Source organism: Rugamonas aquatica, assembly GCF_009380215.1.
Taxonomy (GTDB): Bacteria; Pseudomonadota; Gammaproteobacteria; order Burkholderiales; family Burkholderiaceae_D; genus Rugamonas; species Rugamonas aquatica_B.
Genome location: NZ_WHUG01000008.1, coordinates 49,269 through 64,175, shown reverse-complemented (window position 1 = coordinate 64,175; position 14,907 = coordinate 49,269). Strand labels below are relative to the sequence as shown.

13 protein-coding genes are annotated in these 14,907 nt (G+C 66.8%); 5 read left to right on the top strand and 8 right to left on the bottom strand.

Annotated elements, in window-relative coordinates:
* The 4 genes from GEV02_RS19475 to GEV02_RS19460 all read left to right on the top strand — a co-directional run bounded on the left by GEV02_RS19475 (position 1) and on the right by GEV02_RS19460 (position 4,933).
* On the top strand, positions 1–1,605 hold the full coding sequence (locus tag GEV02_RS19475) for a hypothetical protein (protein WP_152839544.1): 1,605 nt from the start codon (positions 1–3) through the stop codon (positions 1,603–1,605).
* Positions 1,606–1,622: 17 nt separating this feature from the next.
* Complete coding sequence (locus GEV02_RS19470; protein WP_152839543.1) at positions 1,623–2,162, top strand: SH3 domain-containing protein; 540 nt, start codon at positions 1,623–1,625, stop codon at positions 2,160–2,162.
* A gap of 89 nt (positions 2,163–2,251) precedes the next feature.
* Entirely contained in the window at positions 2,252–3,259 is a 1,008-nt protein-coding gene (locus GEV02_RS19465; protein ID WP_152839542.1) for a PP2C family protein-serine/threonine phosphatase, read from the top strand.
* Between the two features lie 138 nt (positions 3,260–3,397).
* Complete coding sequence (locus GEV02_RS19460) at positions 3,398–4,933, top strand: FHA domain-containing protein (RefSeq protein WP_152839541.1); 1,536 nt, start codon at positions 3,398–3,400, stop codon at positions 4,931–4,933.
* Between the two features lie 10 nt (positions 4,934–4,943).
* Here the strand turns inward: GEV02_RS19460 and GEV02_RS19455 are convergent, their stop codons facing one another.
* The 3 genes from GEV02_RS19455 to GEV02_RS19445 form a co-directional block, all read right to left on the bottom strand.
* Positions 4,944–5,822, bottom strand: coding sequence for a pirin family protein (locus tag GEV02_RS19455; protein ID WP_152839540.1), 879 nt, complete (start codon positions 5,820–5,822; stop codon positions 4,944–4,946).
* 4 nt (positions 5,823–5,826) lie between these two features.
* A complete protein-coding gene (locus GEV02_RS19450; RefSeq protein ID WP_008447752.1) occupies positions 5,827–6,225 on the bottom strand; it encodes an OsmC family protein in 399 nt (132 codons plus the stop codon).
* Between the two features lie 76 nt (positions 6,226–6,301).
* The gene (locus tag GEV02_RS19445) at positions 6,302–6,589 is read right to left on the bottom strand and encodes a DUF1330 domain-containing protein (protein ID WP_152839539.1); all 288 of its coding nucleotides are present in this window, start codon (positions 6,587–6,589) and stop codon (positions 6,302–6,304) included.
* Positions 6,590–6,690: 101 nt separating this feature from the next.
* On the opposite strand from GEV02_RS19445, the gene GEV02_RS19440 reads away from it, so the two are divergent.
* The gene (locus GEV02_RS19440; protein ID WP_152839538.1) at positions 6,691–7,575 is read left to right on the top strand and encodes a LysR substrate-binding domain-containing protein; all 885 of its coding nucleotides are present in this window, start codon (positions 6,691–6,693) and stop codon (positions 7,573–7,575) included.
* On the opposite strand, the gene GEV02_RS19435 is transcribed toward GEV02_RS19440, so the two are convergent.
* The 5 genes from GEV02_RS19435 to GEV02_RS19415 all read right to left on the bottom strand — a co-directional run bounded on the left by GEV02_RS19435 (position 7,576) and on the right by GEV02_RS19415 (position 14,905).
* Positions 7,576–7,920, bottom strand: a complete 345-nt coding sequence (locus tag GEV02_RS19435) for a zinc ribbon domain-containing protein YjdM (RefSeq protein WP_152839537.1) — start codon at positions 7,918–7,920, stop codon at positions 7,576–7,578.
* Positions 7,921–7,964: 44 nt separating this feature from the next.
* On the bottom strand, positions 7,965–10,274 hold the full coding sequence (locus GEV02_RS19430) for an SUMF1/EgtB/PvdO family nonheme iron enzyme (RefSeq protein ID WP_152839536.1): 2,310 nt from the start codon (positions 10,272–10,274) through the stop codon (positions 7,965–7,967).
* 34 nt (positions 10,275–10,308) lie between these two features.
* Positions 10,309–12,576, bottom strand: coding sequence for a hypothetical protein (locus tag GEV02_RS19425; protein ID WP_152839535.1), 2,268 nt, complete (start codon positions 12,574–12,576; stop codon positions 10,309–10,311).
* A 101-nt stretch (positions 12,577–12,677) separates the two neighbouring features.
* Complete coding sequence (locus GEV02_RS19420; RefSeq protein WP_152839534.1) at positions 12,678–13,808, bottom strand: hypothetical protein; 1,131 nt, start codon at positions 13,806–13,808, stop codon at positions 12,678–12,680.
* Positions 13,805–14,905 (bottom strand): hypothetical protein, encoded by a 1,101-nt coding sequence (locus GEV02_RS19415; protein WP_152839533.1) that lies wholly within the window; start codon positions 14,903–14,905, stop codon positions 13,805–13,807. Before GEV02_RS19415 ends, GEV02_RS19420 begins: the two co-directional genes overlap by 4 nt.
* Positions 14,906–14,907 lie beyond the last annotated feature (2 nt).

The window sequence follows — 14,907 nt, the reverse complement described above, 5'->3', positions numbered from 1 at the left end:
ATGCCGATCTATGTCCAACACGAAGTCCTGGGCAGCATCCCCGACGTCTTCAACGCCGAAGCGATCTGGCAGGCGCCCGGCCTGGCCTTGTTCTCGCGCCGCCCGCTGCTGCGCGACCTGCTCGAACGCAGCCCGCGCGAGCACAAGGGCCGCGCCGCCACGCGCTGCTTCTCCCATGTCACGCTGATGCTGCCGCAAGAAGAAGTCGACGACGACTACCACCTGACTCGCGGCGCCCGCGCGCGCGACCTGGCGCAGACGCTCACCGCGCTGCACCAGAAGGACTTCGGCGATCTGCTGGGCGGCGACCAGGTACGCTACGACGTGACCGGCACATCGTCGCTGGCGCCGGGCGAGATCGAAGTCAAGTTCGGCCACGCCGTGTACCTGCCGGCGGCGGACGAGAAGATCCTCTACAACGTCAGCGTGTCGCGTGACAGCGCGATCTGGCACCCGGTCTGCCCGATCTATCCCAACCAGCGACTGGCCTTGATTGGCGGCGAAGGCGGCGAAGCGAGCTTCGTCGCCAGCGGCTGGCCGTTCGGCCCGGACGGCGCCATCCTCATCATCAACGACGGCCCGGATGCGCCGCCCGTCGTGCAGATGCGCCCCAAGGACGCCTACGATTGCCGCTTCGATCCGCGCAGCGGCTACTACACCATCAAATCCCTGCGCGAGACGCCGGGCGGCAGCCCGCGCCTGATGCTCAAGATTGCGCGCACCTCGGCTGCCGCGCCGCGTCCTCAAGCCAGCGCGGCGGCCGACACCATCAGCATCAACCCAGTCTCCGCCGCCGTGCGTGACGTGCAGGCCGCGCCCAGCGCCGCCATCGCCAACAAGCCGGCCGTCTGGCAAAGCCGCGCCGGTATTGGCGCCGCGCCGGACATGACAGCGATCCCCGTCAGCCACAAGCCGGTCAACAACGCAGGCGAAAGCGACGCCACCTACGCGCCGGTATCGCAACAGCGCGTCAGCCTGGTGGCGCTGGCCATGCCGCGCCTGAGCCGCTACCGCGACACCGGCGCGCAGGCGATGGAACTGCCCTTCAGCCGCGCGCTGGCCTTGTGCAGCGATGGCCGGCCGGCGATCAGCTTCGTCGTCGACGCTGCCGACGAACTGTATGCCTGCACCGCGGAAGGACGCCAGCGCATCGCCGCGCCGGCCACTTTCACGCCGGTCGATACGCAGGCGATCCGCGTGCTGGCTGCCGCACCGCAGATGGCGGACCGCTACCGCGCCGTGATCTGCCTCGCGCAGCCGGTCGGCGCCTCGGTCGCGAGCGGTGCGCGCTTCACCTTCGGCCGCAACTCGCCGATGCTGGCCGCACTGCGCCTACTCGATTCGCCGCGCTTCCTCAAGCGCAGCGGCGACGCCAACACCGCCAGCGCCGACCGCATCGGCCTGTCGCGCAACGCTTTCAGTTTCGAAGCGACGGCGCAGGGCTACAGGATCGGCCGGTTGAGCGCCTCGCAGGCCTTGTTCCATCTGGACGACAAACTGGAATTCGTCGCCAGCATCGGCGATGCGGGCAATGATGCGCCTTATCTGCTGCCCAATGGCCATCACCTGGTCGCGGGCCATTATGTGCTGCGTTTCGACGCCTGAGCACCGAAGGAGCTTGCATGGAAACGGCTAAACTTTACGCGGCGGGCGCCTTTGCGGCGGGGCTGGTGATTACGCTGTTCCTGGCCGCCTATCTGACGCCGCGCCAGTGGTGGCGACGTCCGAACGCGCGCGCGCTCTTCATTTCGCTGGCCGGAGCGTGGGGTTTCGGCAGCCTGATACTGTACGCGGCGCACGCCCGCCAGAACGACCGCGACGACGCACCGGCCGTCGCCGCCACGTCCACTGCCGCCCAAGCCGCCCCTGACCGGCGCGCCGAAGCCCGCGCAATCACAGCGGCCGTGGCGGCGCGGGACGCCGCATCGGCATCCGCGCCGGCAAGCCTGATCGCAGGCCATCCGTTCGCCGTTCACCGCGATCTGAACCTGCGCACAGCCGCAGGCGTGCACGCCGCCCGCCTCATCACCGTGCCTGCCGGCGCCATCGTGACGCCGACCGGCTTGCGCAGCGGCGACTGGTGGCAGATCAAGGCCAGCGTGGCCGGCCACGAGAACACCGGCTGGGTCAACAGCCTGTGGCTGCGCCGGAGCGGCGAATGACACCCGCGCGCGCCGGGGCGCCGTCCCACGCCAGCATATTTTCGGCTAAGCTGTGGCCTTTCGCATCCCGCGCTGCGGCGCCCTCACCGATGACTAGAATTACCGACTCGCTGGACTTCGGCCCCGCCCTCGACGTGGCCGCGCGCAGCAGCGCCAGCATCAGCAAACTGCAGGTGCCGGAGAACCAGGACAACCTGCTCATCATCGATGCAGCCGGCCGCGCCGCCTTCCTGCGCGACCAGATCCCCCATAGCGTCACGCTGCCCGACTGGCCGCGAGGCCACGTGCGCCTGGCCGTGTTGGACGGCATGGGCGGCCACGGTCACGGCCGCGAAGCCGCCGAAGCCGTGGCCACCGGCCTGCTGCTGATCCCCGCGTGTACCACGCTGGAAGAACTCGGCGCCCGCCTCGACGCCCTGCACGCCCGCCTGCAAGAGCAGTTCCGCCGCCAGGGCGACGACGACAGCTTCCGCCGTCCCGGCACCACGCTCACGCTGCTCGAAATCCCGCCCGGCGCCGCACCGATGCTGTACCACGTGGGCGATTCGCGGCTGTACGAAATCACCGCGCAGACGGCCGATCCGCTGACGGTCGACCACGTGCCCGCCACCTCCTTCGCCATGCACGGCCTGCTCGGCGAGCAGGAATGGTGGCAGCAGGTGCACGGCGAACATCGCGCGCAGATCACGCAAGCCTACATCCTCGGCAACGCCTTCATCAATCCGCAGGTGCTGGACGACGGCCTGCTGCCGCTGAGCGACGCCAACCTGCCGCCCTTCCTGCGCCGCCTGGCCGACCGCCGCCTGCTGACCGTGCGCAGCGACGCTACCTACCTGCTAGCCACCGACGGCTTCTGGTCCTGTGGCCGGCCGCTGCAATGGACCGCCCGCTGGCCAGCGCTGCTGGCCCACCCGGACCACGCGGCCGCTGCGCTCGACGCGCTCTTCAACGACTACGCCGACCACCCTCCGCCCGAGCTCCACATCGACAACCTGAGCGCCATCGTGCTGCGCTTCGCCCGCGCACGCGATCCCGCGCACGGCGAAAACATTGACGAAACGGCACTGCCTCACGCATCAATGCCGTCGCATTTTTGATAACACGCGAGCGCCTGGTGTTGCGTCCCCGCCCAATGATGCAGCGTGGGTCAAAAATAAGTCGATTGCCGGGGCCTTTGATTGCCAAACAGAGTGAAAACCGCATAAACTGACGGGTATCCCATCGGTCGGTTAGTCATGAAAAAATGCAGTAATGCCCAGCACCCGCATTGCACCTACTGGGTCATGCCAGGAGCGCAAACTTGCGAAGGCGGCCACGCCCAAGCAGAGCCCTCCAGCTTCGACCTGCTGAGTGCCGTGCGCAGCACCCGTTCCGGCGTACCCGGCACGATGCTGGATGCCGCCCCTGCCAATGGCGCCGCCCACGCGCCCACGACCTACGCCCGCCCTCTGCAGCGCGCCCAATCCGAGCGCCCGCAGTTGCACATCAGCGGCTTCGACCCGCGCGCCGCCGGCGGCCGCCAGACCCTGAAGATGGAATTGCGCGGCATGCCGGAAGCCTGCGCCCCGCAACTGACGCTGCAAGTGCAGTCCGACCTGATCCCCAACGGCGCCGCGCGCCAGCAGTTCGTGCGCGCCACCAACGGCGAATGGCGCCCCGTGTTTGTCGAGTTTTCCTCCCGCGGCAAGGAACACGGCCAGTACCAGATCAGCATCGACCTGCTGAGCCAACACGCCGAACTGGCGTCGCGCAAATGGGTGTGCACCTTCGTAATCCTGGTGCCGCGCCTGGACGCGACGCTGACTGAAATCCACCGCATCTTCCTCAGCACGCACAAGAACGTGCGCGTGATGGCGGACGATGCCTCCATCGCCCGCGTCAGCGCGCAAGGCGGCGACAGCCTCGATATCGATGTCACCGCGCGCAACGCCGGCATCGCCCATCTGGACCTGAACGCACCGGCCGGCAAGGTCGACCTGGGCTTCTCGACCATCGCCTGGGACGAAGACCTGATCGAAATCGACATGCCAGTGGCCGCCGCCATGCACCCGCATCCAAGCCGCGCGGCCTGCCTGGTCAACGCCGCGCCGGAAGCCGGCGCCCAGCGCCAGATCCGTTTGTTCGCGATGGAAGAATGCGTGTTGGGCCGCTTCGAACTGGTCGATCCCGAATCCGACGTGCTGCTGACCCACTACAGCGCCGACGGCCAGGACACCAACGGCCTTACGCGCCGCCTGTCCGGCCGCCATGCGGTGATACGCCGTGCCGGCCAGGGTTTTGAAATTGAAGACGTGTCGCGCTACGGCGTGCTGCTGGACGGCGTCTGGCCGGGCAAGCACAAGCCGACCGCGCTGCGCCTCGGCATGCGCATAGAACTGAGTGCCAGCATCAAGGGCATCGTGGTGCTGTCGGTGTCGGCCATCATGCCGCACGGCGTGATCCTGCACCGCATCGACCAGGGCGCCAACGCCGAATGCTTCTACCTGCTGATGCCGGAAACGCATCCCGGCTATCCGCTCAAGGCGTTTGCCGCCGCGCCGCATGCGGCCGCGCTGCCGCTGCTGCTGCACCGCGACGGCGGCTTCTGGCACCTCGATCAGCTGACCGGCAAGGAAACCGCGCTGGCGCCGACGGTGCCGCTCGATAAACTGAGCCGCGTGCCGCGCCACAACCGCTTCGCCAGCGATCCGTATCCGGAACACTGGATCATCCGCACCAGCGGCACCGATCTGTATAGCACCGTGGCGGCCAACGCCATGTCGACCGCCTGAACCTGGGTGCTTAGGCCGGCCGTTTAGCCGGCAGCGGAATGAACTCAGTCTCTCCCGGCACCTTCTCGAAACGCTGCGCTTCCCAATCCTCGCTGGCCTGGACGATGCGCTCCTTGCTGGACGAAACGAAGTTCCACGACATGAAGCGATGGCCATCCAGCGGCTCGCCGCCGATCACCACGAACTGCGCATCCGCATCGGCCTTGATCAACTGCGCGCCGGCGGTATCGAGCAACGCCATGCTGTGCAGCGCCAGCGGCGCGCCGTCGATGTACAGCTCGCCGCTGATCGGATAGATCGCCGCTTCCGCCGGCAGGCCGCTCAGCGCCAGCTCATGGCCGACCTTCAGCGTCACGTCCAGGTACAGCGTCTGGCTGTAGGTCTTCACCGGTGAGGTCTTGCCGAAGGCGGAACCGACCAGCACGCGCACGCGCGCACCGTCGACATCGAATTCCGGAATATCGGACGACGGCGTGTGGCAGAAGCCCGGCTCGTCCTCCTCATGCGCGACCGGCAGCGCGGCCCACAGTTGCAGGCCGTGCGTGCGGTGCGGCTTGCCGACCAAATCCTTGGGCGTACGCTCGGAGTGGACGATGCCGCGGCCGGCCGTCATCCAGTTGATCGCGCCAGGTTCGATGCGCTGCACGCTGCCGATGCTGTCGCGATGGTCGATCGCGCCTTCGAACAGATAGGTGACGGTGGACAGGCCGATATGCGGATGCGGACGCACATCATGGTCGGCGTCCAGCGGCACATCGACCGGGCCGAAATGGTCGAAGAAGATGAACGGGCCTACCGCCTGCTTGATGGCGGACGGCAGGTAGCGGCGCACGACAAAGCCGCCGCCCAGATCTTTTTCATGGCCCTTGAGCAGATTCGAAATCGTCATGATCTTATCCCAGCACGGTGGTGACTTCGGTGGTCACGGAGGTCATCAGCTTGTGGATCGGGCATTTCTGCGCGGCGGACAGCAGCTCTGCGCGCTGGGTCTCGGTCAGGTCGCCGGTCAGGTGCAGCGTGGCGGCCAGGCGGTAGGTGCCCTGGCGCTCTTCGCTGGCGTCGCGCTCCATGCTCACTTCCACATGCTCCAGCGGGATGTTCTTGCGCTTCGCGTACCAGACCACGGTGAGCGCTTTGCAGGCGCTCAGCGCGGCATCGTACAGGTCGTGCGGCGAAGGGCCGGCGTCGTTGCCGCCCTCCTCCACCGAGCCGTCGGTTGACAGAATGTGGTTGCGCACATGGACGATATGGCGCATTGGCAGCGACTGGTCGCGCAGTACTTTGATAGTCATACGGTGTTCCTTGAAAACGGCATTATCAAAACCGTCACTCTACACCGTTTGACCGGGTTTCGCCTCTACTAAACGTCTACAGACCGTTCACCAGCACCATCGAAAACTCGGCGCCGCCCTGGCGCAGCTTCTTCAGCGGCGCGTGGGCCGGATCGTTGTACCAGGCGTGTGCGTGTTCCATCGACGGGAACTCGATGATGATCTGCGTCTCAGGCACGGCCGGCGTACCTTCGATGATCACCGGCGCCCCTTTTGCCAGCGGCTTGCCGCCGTGTTTTTGCGCCAGTGCCGGCATGTGCGCGCTGTACTCCGGCACCCAGTCTGCGTTGAGTAAGGTGAGCGAACCGATTGCATATGCTGCCATGATGACCTCCTGCTGTTGAATGAGGCTCCATTGTCATTCAAAGCCACGAAAGCATAAATGAGCTAGAATTTAACAGACTCGTAACTAGTACTTTCGAATATATGAGCGATAAACTCCGCAGCATGCAAGTCTTCGTGGCCGCCGCCACCGCGCCCAGCTTCGCCGCCGCGGCGCAGACGCTGGACATCTCCCCGGTCATGGTCGGCAAACACGTGCAGGCGCTGGAACTGGAACTGGGCGCTCGCCTGATCGAGCGCACCACGCGCAGGCAGGCGCTGACGGAGATCGGCGCCGTGTACCTGGAACGCTGTCGCGACGTGCTGGTCGGTGTTGAAGCGGCCGACCGCGTGGCCGAACATCTGCGCGCCGAGCCGCAGGGCAGCCTGCGCGTCTCCGCGCCCGCCACCTATGGCGAACAGCGGCTGATGCCCGTCATCGGCGCCTACGCGGCGCTGTACCCGCAAGTGAAACTTGATCTACTACTGACTAACCGCGTCATCGACATGGCCGAGGAAGGCGTCGATGTCGCGATCCGGTCCGGCGCGCTGGTGGACAGTGGCTTGATCGCGCGGCCGTTGCGGCCGGGGCGCGTGCTGCTCGCCGCCAGCCCGGCCTACCTGAAGCGGCACGGCACGCCGCGCCATCCGACGGATCTGGAGAAGCACAACTGCCTGGTGTTTTCGGATTGGCGCCCGCATGCCGCATGGCGCTTCTGCAAAGGCGGGGAGCAGGTCGAGGTGGCCGTGCGCAGCGCATTCACCAGCAATACCGGCGCCTCGCTGGTGTCGGCCGCCATCGCCGGCATGGGTGTCGCGATGCAGGCGGACCTGCTGATGGAGCCTGCGCTGAAAGAGGGGAAACTGGTGCGGCTGCTGCCGAAGTGGGAACTGCCGTCGCGGCCCATGCACATCCTGCGCCGGCCGGAAGCGCGCCCCAGCGCCAAAGTCCGCAGCTTCGTGGACTTTGCGCTGGAGCGGCTGGGGTGATTACACGACTTTTTTAACGAATTCGGTTTTCAGGCTCATGGCGCCGAAGCCGTCGATCTTGCAATCGATATCGTGGTCGCTGTCGACCAGGCGGATGTTCTTGACCTTGGTGCCTACTTTGACGGTACCGCCGCCGCCCTTCAGTTTCAGATCCTTGATGACGGTGACGGTGTCGCCGTCCTGCAGGATGTTACCGACGGAGTCGCGATAAACCTTGGCGCCTTCTTCCGCCGCCTCGGCCGCGGTGGCGCTCCACTCGTGGGCGCACTCCGGGCACACCAGCTGGGCGCCGTCTTCGTAGGTGAATTCTGAGTGGCATTTGGGGCATGGAGGCAAGGCGCTCATGGTACGGTCCTGGTATTTTTAAGAAGGCAGCATTATACCAGCGGCTATACCAGTTTCCGAGCCACGCGGAAGCCGACGATGTCGTTGGCCAGCACCGCCGAGAAGCCATTGCGCACCGACGAGCGCAGATAGCGCGGGTTGTACAGCCACGAGCCGCCGCGCAGGATGCGCCGCACCTGGTCGCCACCCTCTTCCCATGCGCTGCCGTCGGCCGGTGCGCCGACGTAGTTATCGTGCACCACATCCTGCGTCCACTCCCACACGTTGCCGTGCATGTCGAACAGCCCCCAGGGGTTGGGCTGGAAGGTGCCGGCCTTGTTGGTCGCCTGCAGATAGGCGCCGCGTGCGCTGCCGTTGTAGGTGTAGTGGCCGTCGTAGTTGGCCTGCTCGGTGGAGATGGTGTCGCCGAAGCTGAACGCGGTCTTGGTGCCGGCGCGGCAGGCGTACTCCCATTCCGCCTCGCTCGGCAGGCGGTAGGTCTGGCCGGTCTTCTCCGACAGCCAGCGCAGGTACAACTGCACATCCATCCAGCTGACGCCGACCACCGGATGCTCGTCGGTCTGCGCGAAGCCGGGCGCGCGCCAGTCGGTGTCGGACTGCGATTCCCAGCCGGTGGCGCGCACGAACTGCCGCCACTGGCCCACCGTCACCGGGAAGCGTCCCATCGCAAACGAGTGCTCGATGCCGACCCAATGCAGCGGCGTCTCGCGTTCCAGCCAGTTCTTTTGCGCGCCGGCCTTGATCGCCGCCGCGTGTTCGTGTTCGTGGGAGCCCATCTGGAAGCGGCCGGTCGGTATCAGCACCAGGTCCGGGCCGACGCCGGTGCCGTCGACAAAGCGGTCACGCAATACGCCGTTGGCATCGGCCACCGGGCTGCCCGGCGTGGGCATCAATGCGGCCAGTTCCGCCGCGTTGCGTTCGGCCTGCTGCTTGCGGTGGCGCTCCTGCTCGGCGCGATACGCAGCTTCGGCCTTCAGTTGCGCGGCCTTGCGATGCTGTTCTTCACGCTCATCGCGGGCTTTTTTTGCGTCGGCGTCGCGGCGCGCTTGCAGCTGCTCGCGCAAGGCTTGCTTGCGCGCTTGCGCGGCGGCTTCAGATTCGGCGCGCTGCTTCGCTTCCAGCAGGCGGCGCTGCTGATCCAGCTTGGTCTTTTCCGCAACCGCTGCCTGAGCCTCTGCCTGACGGCGCGCGGCCTGCTCCGCCGCCAGCGCCTGACGCTTCATCTCGGCGATGCGCGCCTGTTCCGCCTGCGCCGCCTTGGCTGCGGCGTGGGCGGCCTGCTCCGACTGGCGCTGCTGCTCGCGGTCCTGCGCCTGCCTGGCTTGCGCGGCCAGTTCCTCTTCGCTCGGCCCGTCGGCGCGGCGCAGCTCCGCCAGCAGCTCGCTGACCGAGGCCGGGCGGCGCTCCTGCGCGTAGGCGAAGCCATTTTGCAGCACCTTCCATTGTGCCGGGTTGAGGCCTTGCGGCGGCGATGGGTGGAAGTCGGCTGGGCGCATGTCGTCGAATGGCATGCGGCCTTCCAGCAGCTGGTAGATCATCACCGCGACGGCGTAGACATCGAGCTTGGGCGCGGGCTGGCGCTGATGCGTGCCCGCTTCCGGCGCGCGGTAGCCGACGGTGCCTGCGTTGGGCGTCTGCAAACCGAGGCTGCTGCCGGCGCTGCGCGCGCGCGAGGCGATGCCGAAGTCCAGCAGCTTGATTTCGCCGCGCTGGGTCAGGAACACATTGCCGGGCTTGATGTCGCGGTGTACCAGCTTGTGCTTGTCCCAGGCGTATTGAAGCGCGTCGCCGACAGGCGTCAGCAGGCGGTAGATGGCTTCCATCGGCAGCGGGCCTTGCGCCGCCAGATAGGCGTCCAGGTCCTGCCCTTCCAGGTATTCCATGATGATGAAGTAGCTGGAGGTGGCCGGATCCTGCGCCCATTCGTAGACACGGACGATGTTCTCGTGCGCCAGCTTGCGCGCCTGCGTCGCTTCCTCGATCAGCAGCTTGGCGTGGGTGGCGCTTTGCGTCAGCTGCGGCGGCAGGATCTTCAGCGCCACCATGTCGCTGTGACCCAGCTCCGCGTGGGTGGCGAGGTCGGTCGCCTGCCATACCTGGCCCATGCCACCCATGCCGATCAGGCGCTCCAGCCGGTAGCGGCGGTTCTGCGGGCCGATCTCCTGGCCCGACATCAGCCCCAGCTCCGTCCCCTGCCGCACCGGCGGCGGTGCAGCCGTGACGCTGCCTCCCGGCGGCGCGTACTCCGCATCCAGGATGGCATTCTTGCGGCGGTCAAACTCCTGCAAGCTCAGTAGACCGTCATCATGTAAGGCCCGCAGTTCGCGGATCTTTTCTCTTGCTGTTTGCATCATTAAACGAAGTGTACCCGTTCCTGCTCAAAGCTGTTCAAGCTAAAGGCACGCCGCATTGGGCGCAGAATTTGTCCAGCGGGTGGCCGGCCCGCGTCGGATGGCCGTTGGAGCAGTAGCGTGCCGGCGCCGGTGACGGGGCGGCTGCTCCGGCCTGCGCCACACCCACACCCAGCTGGCTCTGGGTCGTCAGCGCACTGGCGCTGGCGGCGTTCTGCACGTTCAGCAGATCGAGCTGGTGGCGGCGGTCCTTGTCCATTTCGCTGTCGCGGTGCGCGCGCTCTTCCAGCACGCGCTCATGCGCCAGCCGCGCCGCTTCGGCCGGGGTCACGCCATGTTCGGCCGCCACCACCTGCGCCAGCGCCTGTATCTGTTCGGCCGTCATGCCGCCCTGTATTTGCAGTTTCATGATCTGCGTGAGCGCTTCGGCGTTCGGCGCGGCGGCGGTGGCGACCTTGCCGCTGTCGCTCAAGCGGCCGATGGTTTCGATGCGCGTGATCTCGTGTGACTGCTGCGCCAGCAGGACATCGTACTCGCCCTTCCAGCGGGCGAATTTTTCTTCGCGCTCGTGCTCCAGCTTTTTCAGCTCGCGCTGCCACTGCGCCTCCTGCTCCTTCTGCTTGAGGATCTGGCGCTGCTCGTCCACTTCCAGCTGATCCAGCATGGCCTGCTTGTTGACGGCCAGGTTCTGGCGCTGATGCACGCCGTCTGCCTCGATGGTGCGCAACAGCTTCTCGTACTGGGCGACCGCGTCGGCCTGCGCGCCGGCACGCTTCAATTCCTCGATCTTCTGATTGATCTCGGCCACCTGCACGGCATTGGACGCATCCTTGACGGCGTCGCCGCGCAGCAGCTCGCGCTGGCGGGCCAGCTGGAGCTGGTCTTCCCACTCCTGTACGCGCTCGGCCTCGCGGCGGCGCGCGGCGTTGGTCAGGCTCAGACCCTGGATACGTTCGTTGTGGCCTTCGGCCTCGATTTCAAGCTCGCGTTCTTTTTCGGCCTTCTCGCGCTGGCGCAGCGCGGCCAGCTCGTTGCGGCGGTGCGATTCGTCCTCGATCAGCAGCGCCTGCGCGATCTGGCTTTCGATGGACTGCTGGCGCAACTGGTGCGACAACCGCTGCTGCGCCAACTGGCGCTGGCCAGCGGCCGTCTGCTGCAGCACTTCCAGATCGGTGCGCATCTTGATCTGGGCCAGCTGGCGCACATGCTCCCAGTCGGCCTGCTCGCCGGCGCGGTGCGATTTGCTCTTCGCCAGCTCGTGTTCCAGGTCGGCCAGGATGGTGCCCGCGCCCTTGTCGATGGCGACCTTGCGGGTCTTCGATTCCATCACGCGGCTGTACAGGTCCACTTCGCGCGCACGCAATGCCTGCACGCGCTCGGACTCCTTGAAGGTCAGCTCGGCCTTGTTGACGCTGGCGTCCTGGCGCAGCTCGGCGCGGCGCAGCTCGGAGCGCATCTTCTGCTCTTCGCGCCAGATGGCTTGCCATTCCTCTTCGTCGTAAATCTGGTCGAGCTGCTTGACGTGCTCCAGCTGCACATGGCGCTCGTCCGCCACCAGCCACAGGGTGCCGATGCGCTCGCGGTTGTGGTCGAATTTATCGTGGCGCAGCGCGGCCGTCTCCACCCGTTCGACGGCCAATCCGTAGCCGGCCAGGCGCAGCTTCAGCGCGGCTTGCAGCCGTTCGTCCAATTGCAGGCGCAGCTCGGCGTTGTGCGCCATGTCGCGCATGGCGCGGCTGCCGACGAATTCGGCCGCCACCTGGTGCACCGACGGCGCCAGCAGATCATGCAGGTGCAAGGTGCTGACGACGCCTGGCACGGTCATGAAGTGCTGGGCGAAAGCCGGCACGTTTTCAATGCGGATGCTGACGGTGAAGCGGGCCGATACCTTCAGGTGTTCCGCCGTCTGCAGATCGCTGAACGAAAACTCCACCGGCAGCGCGGCGCTGCGGGTGATCAGGATTTCGGCGTTCTGGTTGCGCAGCAGGTGGTTCAAGCGGGTGAAGAAGCCTTCGATTTCGTATTCGCCCTGCGGTACTTCGGTGGCTTTATCGGCTTGCAGGATGTAGGCGCGCGAGGTGGCAGGCACGCGCAGCGTTTTGGTGAAGATGCCGGACAAGGCGCTGACGCCGAAGTACACGGCCAGCTCGTCGTCGCCCGGTATCCAGCGGTTGTCGCGCAGGACCGGCTCGCTGCGCGGGGCGCCCAGGGTCAAACCGCAGTGTTTGCAGTAGCCCGACTGGTCGTCGTTTTTGTGCTCGCAGCGCGGGCATTTTACGCCGCCAAAACCAAACATTTGGAACATGTCAGACTCCTTCTTCGATTCATCTTCCGGGCCGCCCTGGCATCTGCCGATTTTAGCAGGGCACGCCCGTTTTCATTCTTGCGCACGATACGTGCGCCGCTTCAAATCATGCCGATCCGGTCGATACAGGCCAAGGTGGCGCCTTTTTGACGCAGTTCAGCCGCAAAACCGGCCGGCAGCTCGCCCTGCCAGGCCTTGGGCAACAGCACCCGGTCGCCCGGCACCGCTTGCTTTAGTATCAATTCCAGCTTGGGCTCGCGGCCCTCCACAGTGTCCACGCGACCGGCGTGCCAGGCGCTGGAGCAGCCGGTGGCGATCAGGCGGCCACGCGGCACGAACTCGCGCCCGCGCGCCAGGCGGTCGGCCATCACCAGCGCCAGTTGGTACGATCCGCCCTGAAAACGCGCCTGGCCGAAGCGCACCACGCTGCGCCAGCGCCCCAACCCTTTGCCGTCGAAGTGGCGGGCGCCGGCCAGGGTCTGGCGCACTTCCAGTTGGGCGCTGAGGTCCAGGCCGGGGGCGGCGATGCTGTCTTCCTCGGTCGCTGCGGCGTCGCTTTCGATTGGGAAGACGCTTACTTCCACCCAGGCCAGGCTGTCGTGGACGCCGCCGCTGTGCAGCGGGAACCAGGCGCGCACGGTGGAGACGGCGGCCGACGGATCGGCGTGGCCGCTAAGGGCGCCCAGGTGGGCGATGTGCTGGATCTGCGGGGAGGCTTCGCCATTGGCCGCCGGGCCGCCGGCGATGATGCTGTCTTCGGGAGCGATATGCGGCTGGGTGCCGGCCGTTGCGGGCGTCGGGCCGCCTTGCACGCGGCCCAGATGCCAGCTATCGGACCAGCCCTGGGCATAGACGCGGCCCGTTGGCGCGGGCTGAAACAGGCCGCGCACCATACGGTCGGCCAGCACGGCGGCCAGCTCCCAGTCGCGGTCCGCGGCGCCGGGAGGGATGTCCATGCTGAGGACGACCTGGTCACGGCTGTCGAGGCGCACCTCAGTGTGGCGGGCCAGGCGGACGACTTCCTGCATGCGCTCGGCGACGGCAGGGGCGCCGGCCACGGTGCATTTGACGTCGGCGCGGTTGGCGCGCGGGCGGCGGCTGGCGGTGATCGTCACTACGCGGCCGTCGGCCAGCACGCTGCGGCATTCGGCGTTGGCGGGGACGTGGCTGGCCGATAACGTGGAGGACACGGTGGGCATGGTCGACGGCGTCGGCGTGATCGGCGTGGTCATAGCGTTGGCTCCGTGCGGGGCGCGTACGGGGCGCGGCGGAAGGCAAGGCCCGTTTCCAGGTTGGCGCAGATACGGTCTGCTTCGTCCAGCAGCCCTGGCCATTGGACATGGGCGGCAAGCTGCAGGCGGGCCAGCAGCGCCCAGGCTTCGTCCAGCGCCTGCACAGCGAGCAGGGTCTGGCCGGTGCGGCGTGCCTGCTCCTCATGCGGCAGCGGCTGGTCGGGTGCGGCCCAGGCCAGCGAGGGCATGGTGTTGACGTTCAACGCGGCCATGCCGAGGCGCAGCAATAGGGCCTGGTGCTGCTGGAAGACTGGCAGACCGTCCGGCAGGACCAGCACACGCAGGCCGCCGCTCAGGCTTGGCAGTTCAAGGAACAGGCGGCGCAGGCCGAACGCGTCCTGCCTTGCGGTTGCCGGCGCGGCGTCGGGCCGTGTGGCGCCAGCCGGTGTCACCGGGGCCATCGATGGCTGGTCGGGCGGAGGCGCGGCAATGGCGGCAGAGACGGCGATGGCGGCGGCTTCCTCGGTGGCGCGGGCTTTCAGCACATCGGCGAAATCGATCTGATCGCCCAAATCGACCGGCACGCAGTCGTCCACCGTCACGCCAAAGCGCGTGTACATCAGCTGATTGAGCCCGGCACGGAAGGCGTGCCACTCTTCGAGCGAGGTGCAGGGCGGCAGATCCAGCGCGCCCTGGGCCAGCTCGATTTGCAGCGCCGACTGCGCCGATGCGCGGAACGCCGTGACATCGAGCCGCTCCGCCATCTCGCTGTAAAGGTATAAATCAAAACGCTGCTGCTCGACGCGCGGATTGGCGACATCGACGACAAACCGCAGCCGCAGCGCCCATTCCGGCGCCGCCGCGAACGGCGTCAGATGCATCGTGTACGGCCCCGGATGAAAACACACAGCCATCTCGCCCGGCTCGCACGCCACCTTCCCCGCCGCCGCCCTACGCGCATGGCCGCCCGCATTGAACACCACCACCGTGCTATGAACCGGCGCAACATCCCCCGCCTCCAGCCTCAACGCGATCAAGCTGGTTCCCAGACCGCCCGTATCGGCGGCCAGTTTGCGGCGCAGGGAAAATATGCCCATGG

Coding starts and splice junctions, on each gene's coding strand:
- GEV02_RS19475 (WP_152839544.1), top strand. CDS start 1: ATGCCGATCTATGTCCAACACGAAGTCCTGGGCAGCATCCCCGACGTC.
- GEV02_RS19470 (WP_152839543.1), top strand. CDS start 1,623: ATGGAAACGGCTAAACTTTACGCGGCGGGCGCCTTTGCGGCGGGGCTG.
- GEV02_RS19465 (WP_152839542.1), top strand. CDS start 2,252: ATGACTAGAATTACCGACTCGCTGGACTTCGGCCCCGCCCTCGACGTG.
- GEV02_RS19460 (WP_152839541.1), top strand. CDS start 3,398: ATGAAAAAATGCAGTAATGCCCAGCACCCGCATTGCACCTACTGGGTC.
- GEV02_RS19455 (WP_152839540.1), bottom strand. CDS start 5,822: ATGACGATTTCGAATCTGCTCAAGGGCCATGAAAAAGATCTGGGCGGC.
- GEV02_RS19450 (WP_008447752.1), bottom strand. CDS start 6,225: ATGACTATCAAAGTACTGCGCGACCAGTCGCTGCCAATGCGCCATATC.
- GEV02_RS19445 (WP_152839539.1), bottom strand. CDS start 6,589: ATGGCAGCATATGCAATCGGTTCGCTCACCTTACTCAACGCAGACTGG.
- GEV02_RS19440 (WP_152839538.1), top strand. CDS start 6,691: ATGAGCGATAAACTCCGCAGCATGCAAGTCTTCGTGGCCGCCGCCACC.
- GEV02_RS19435 (WP_152839537.1), bottom strand. CDS start 7,920: ATGAGCGCCTTGCCTCCATGCCCCAAATGCCACTCAGAATTCACCTAC.
- GEV02_RS19430 (WP_152839536.1), bottom strand. CDS start 10,274: ATGATGCAAACAGCAAGAGAAAAGATCCGCGAACTGCGGGCCTTACAT.
- GEV02_RS19425 (WP_152839535.1), bottom strand. CDS start 12,576: ATGTTCCAAATGTTTGGTTTTGGCGGCGTAAAATGCCCGCGCTGCGAG.
- GEV02_RS19420 (WP_152839534.1), bottom strand. CDS start 13,808: ATGACCACGCCGATCACGCCGACGCCGTCGACCATGCCCACCGTGTCC.
- GEV02_RS19415 (WP_152839533.1), bottom strand. CDS start 14,905: ATGGGCATATTTTCCCTGCGCCGCAAACTGGCCGCCGATACGGGCGGT.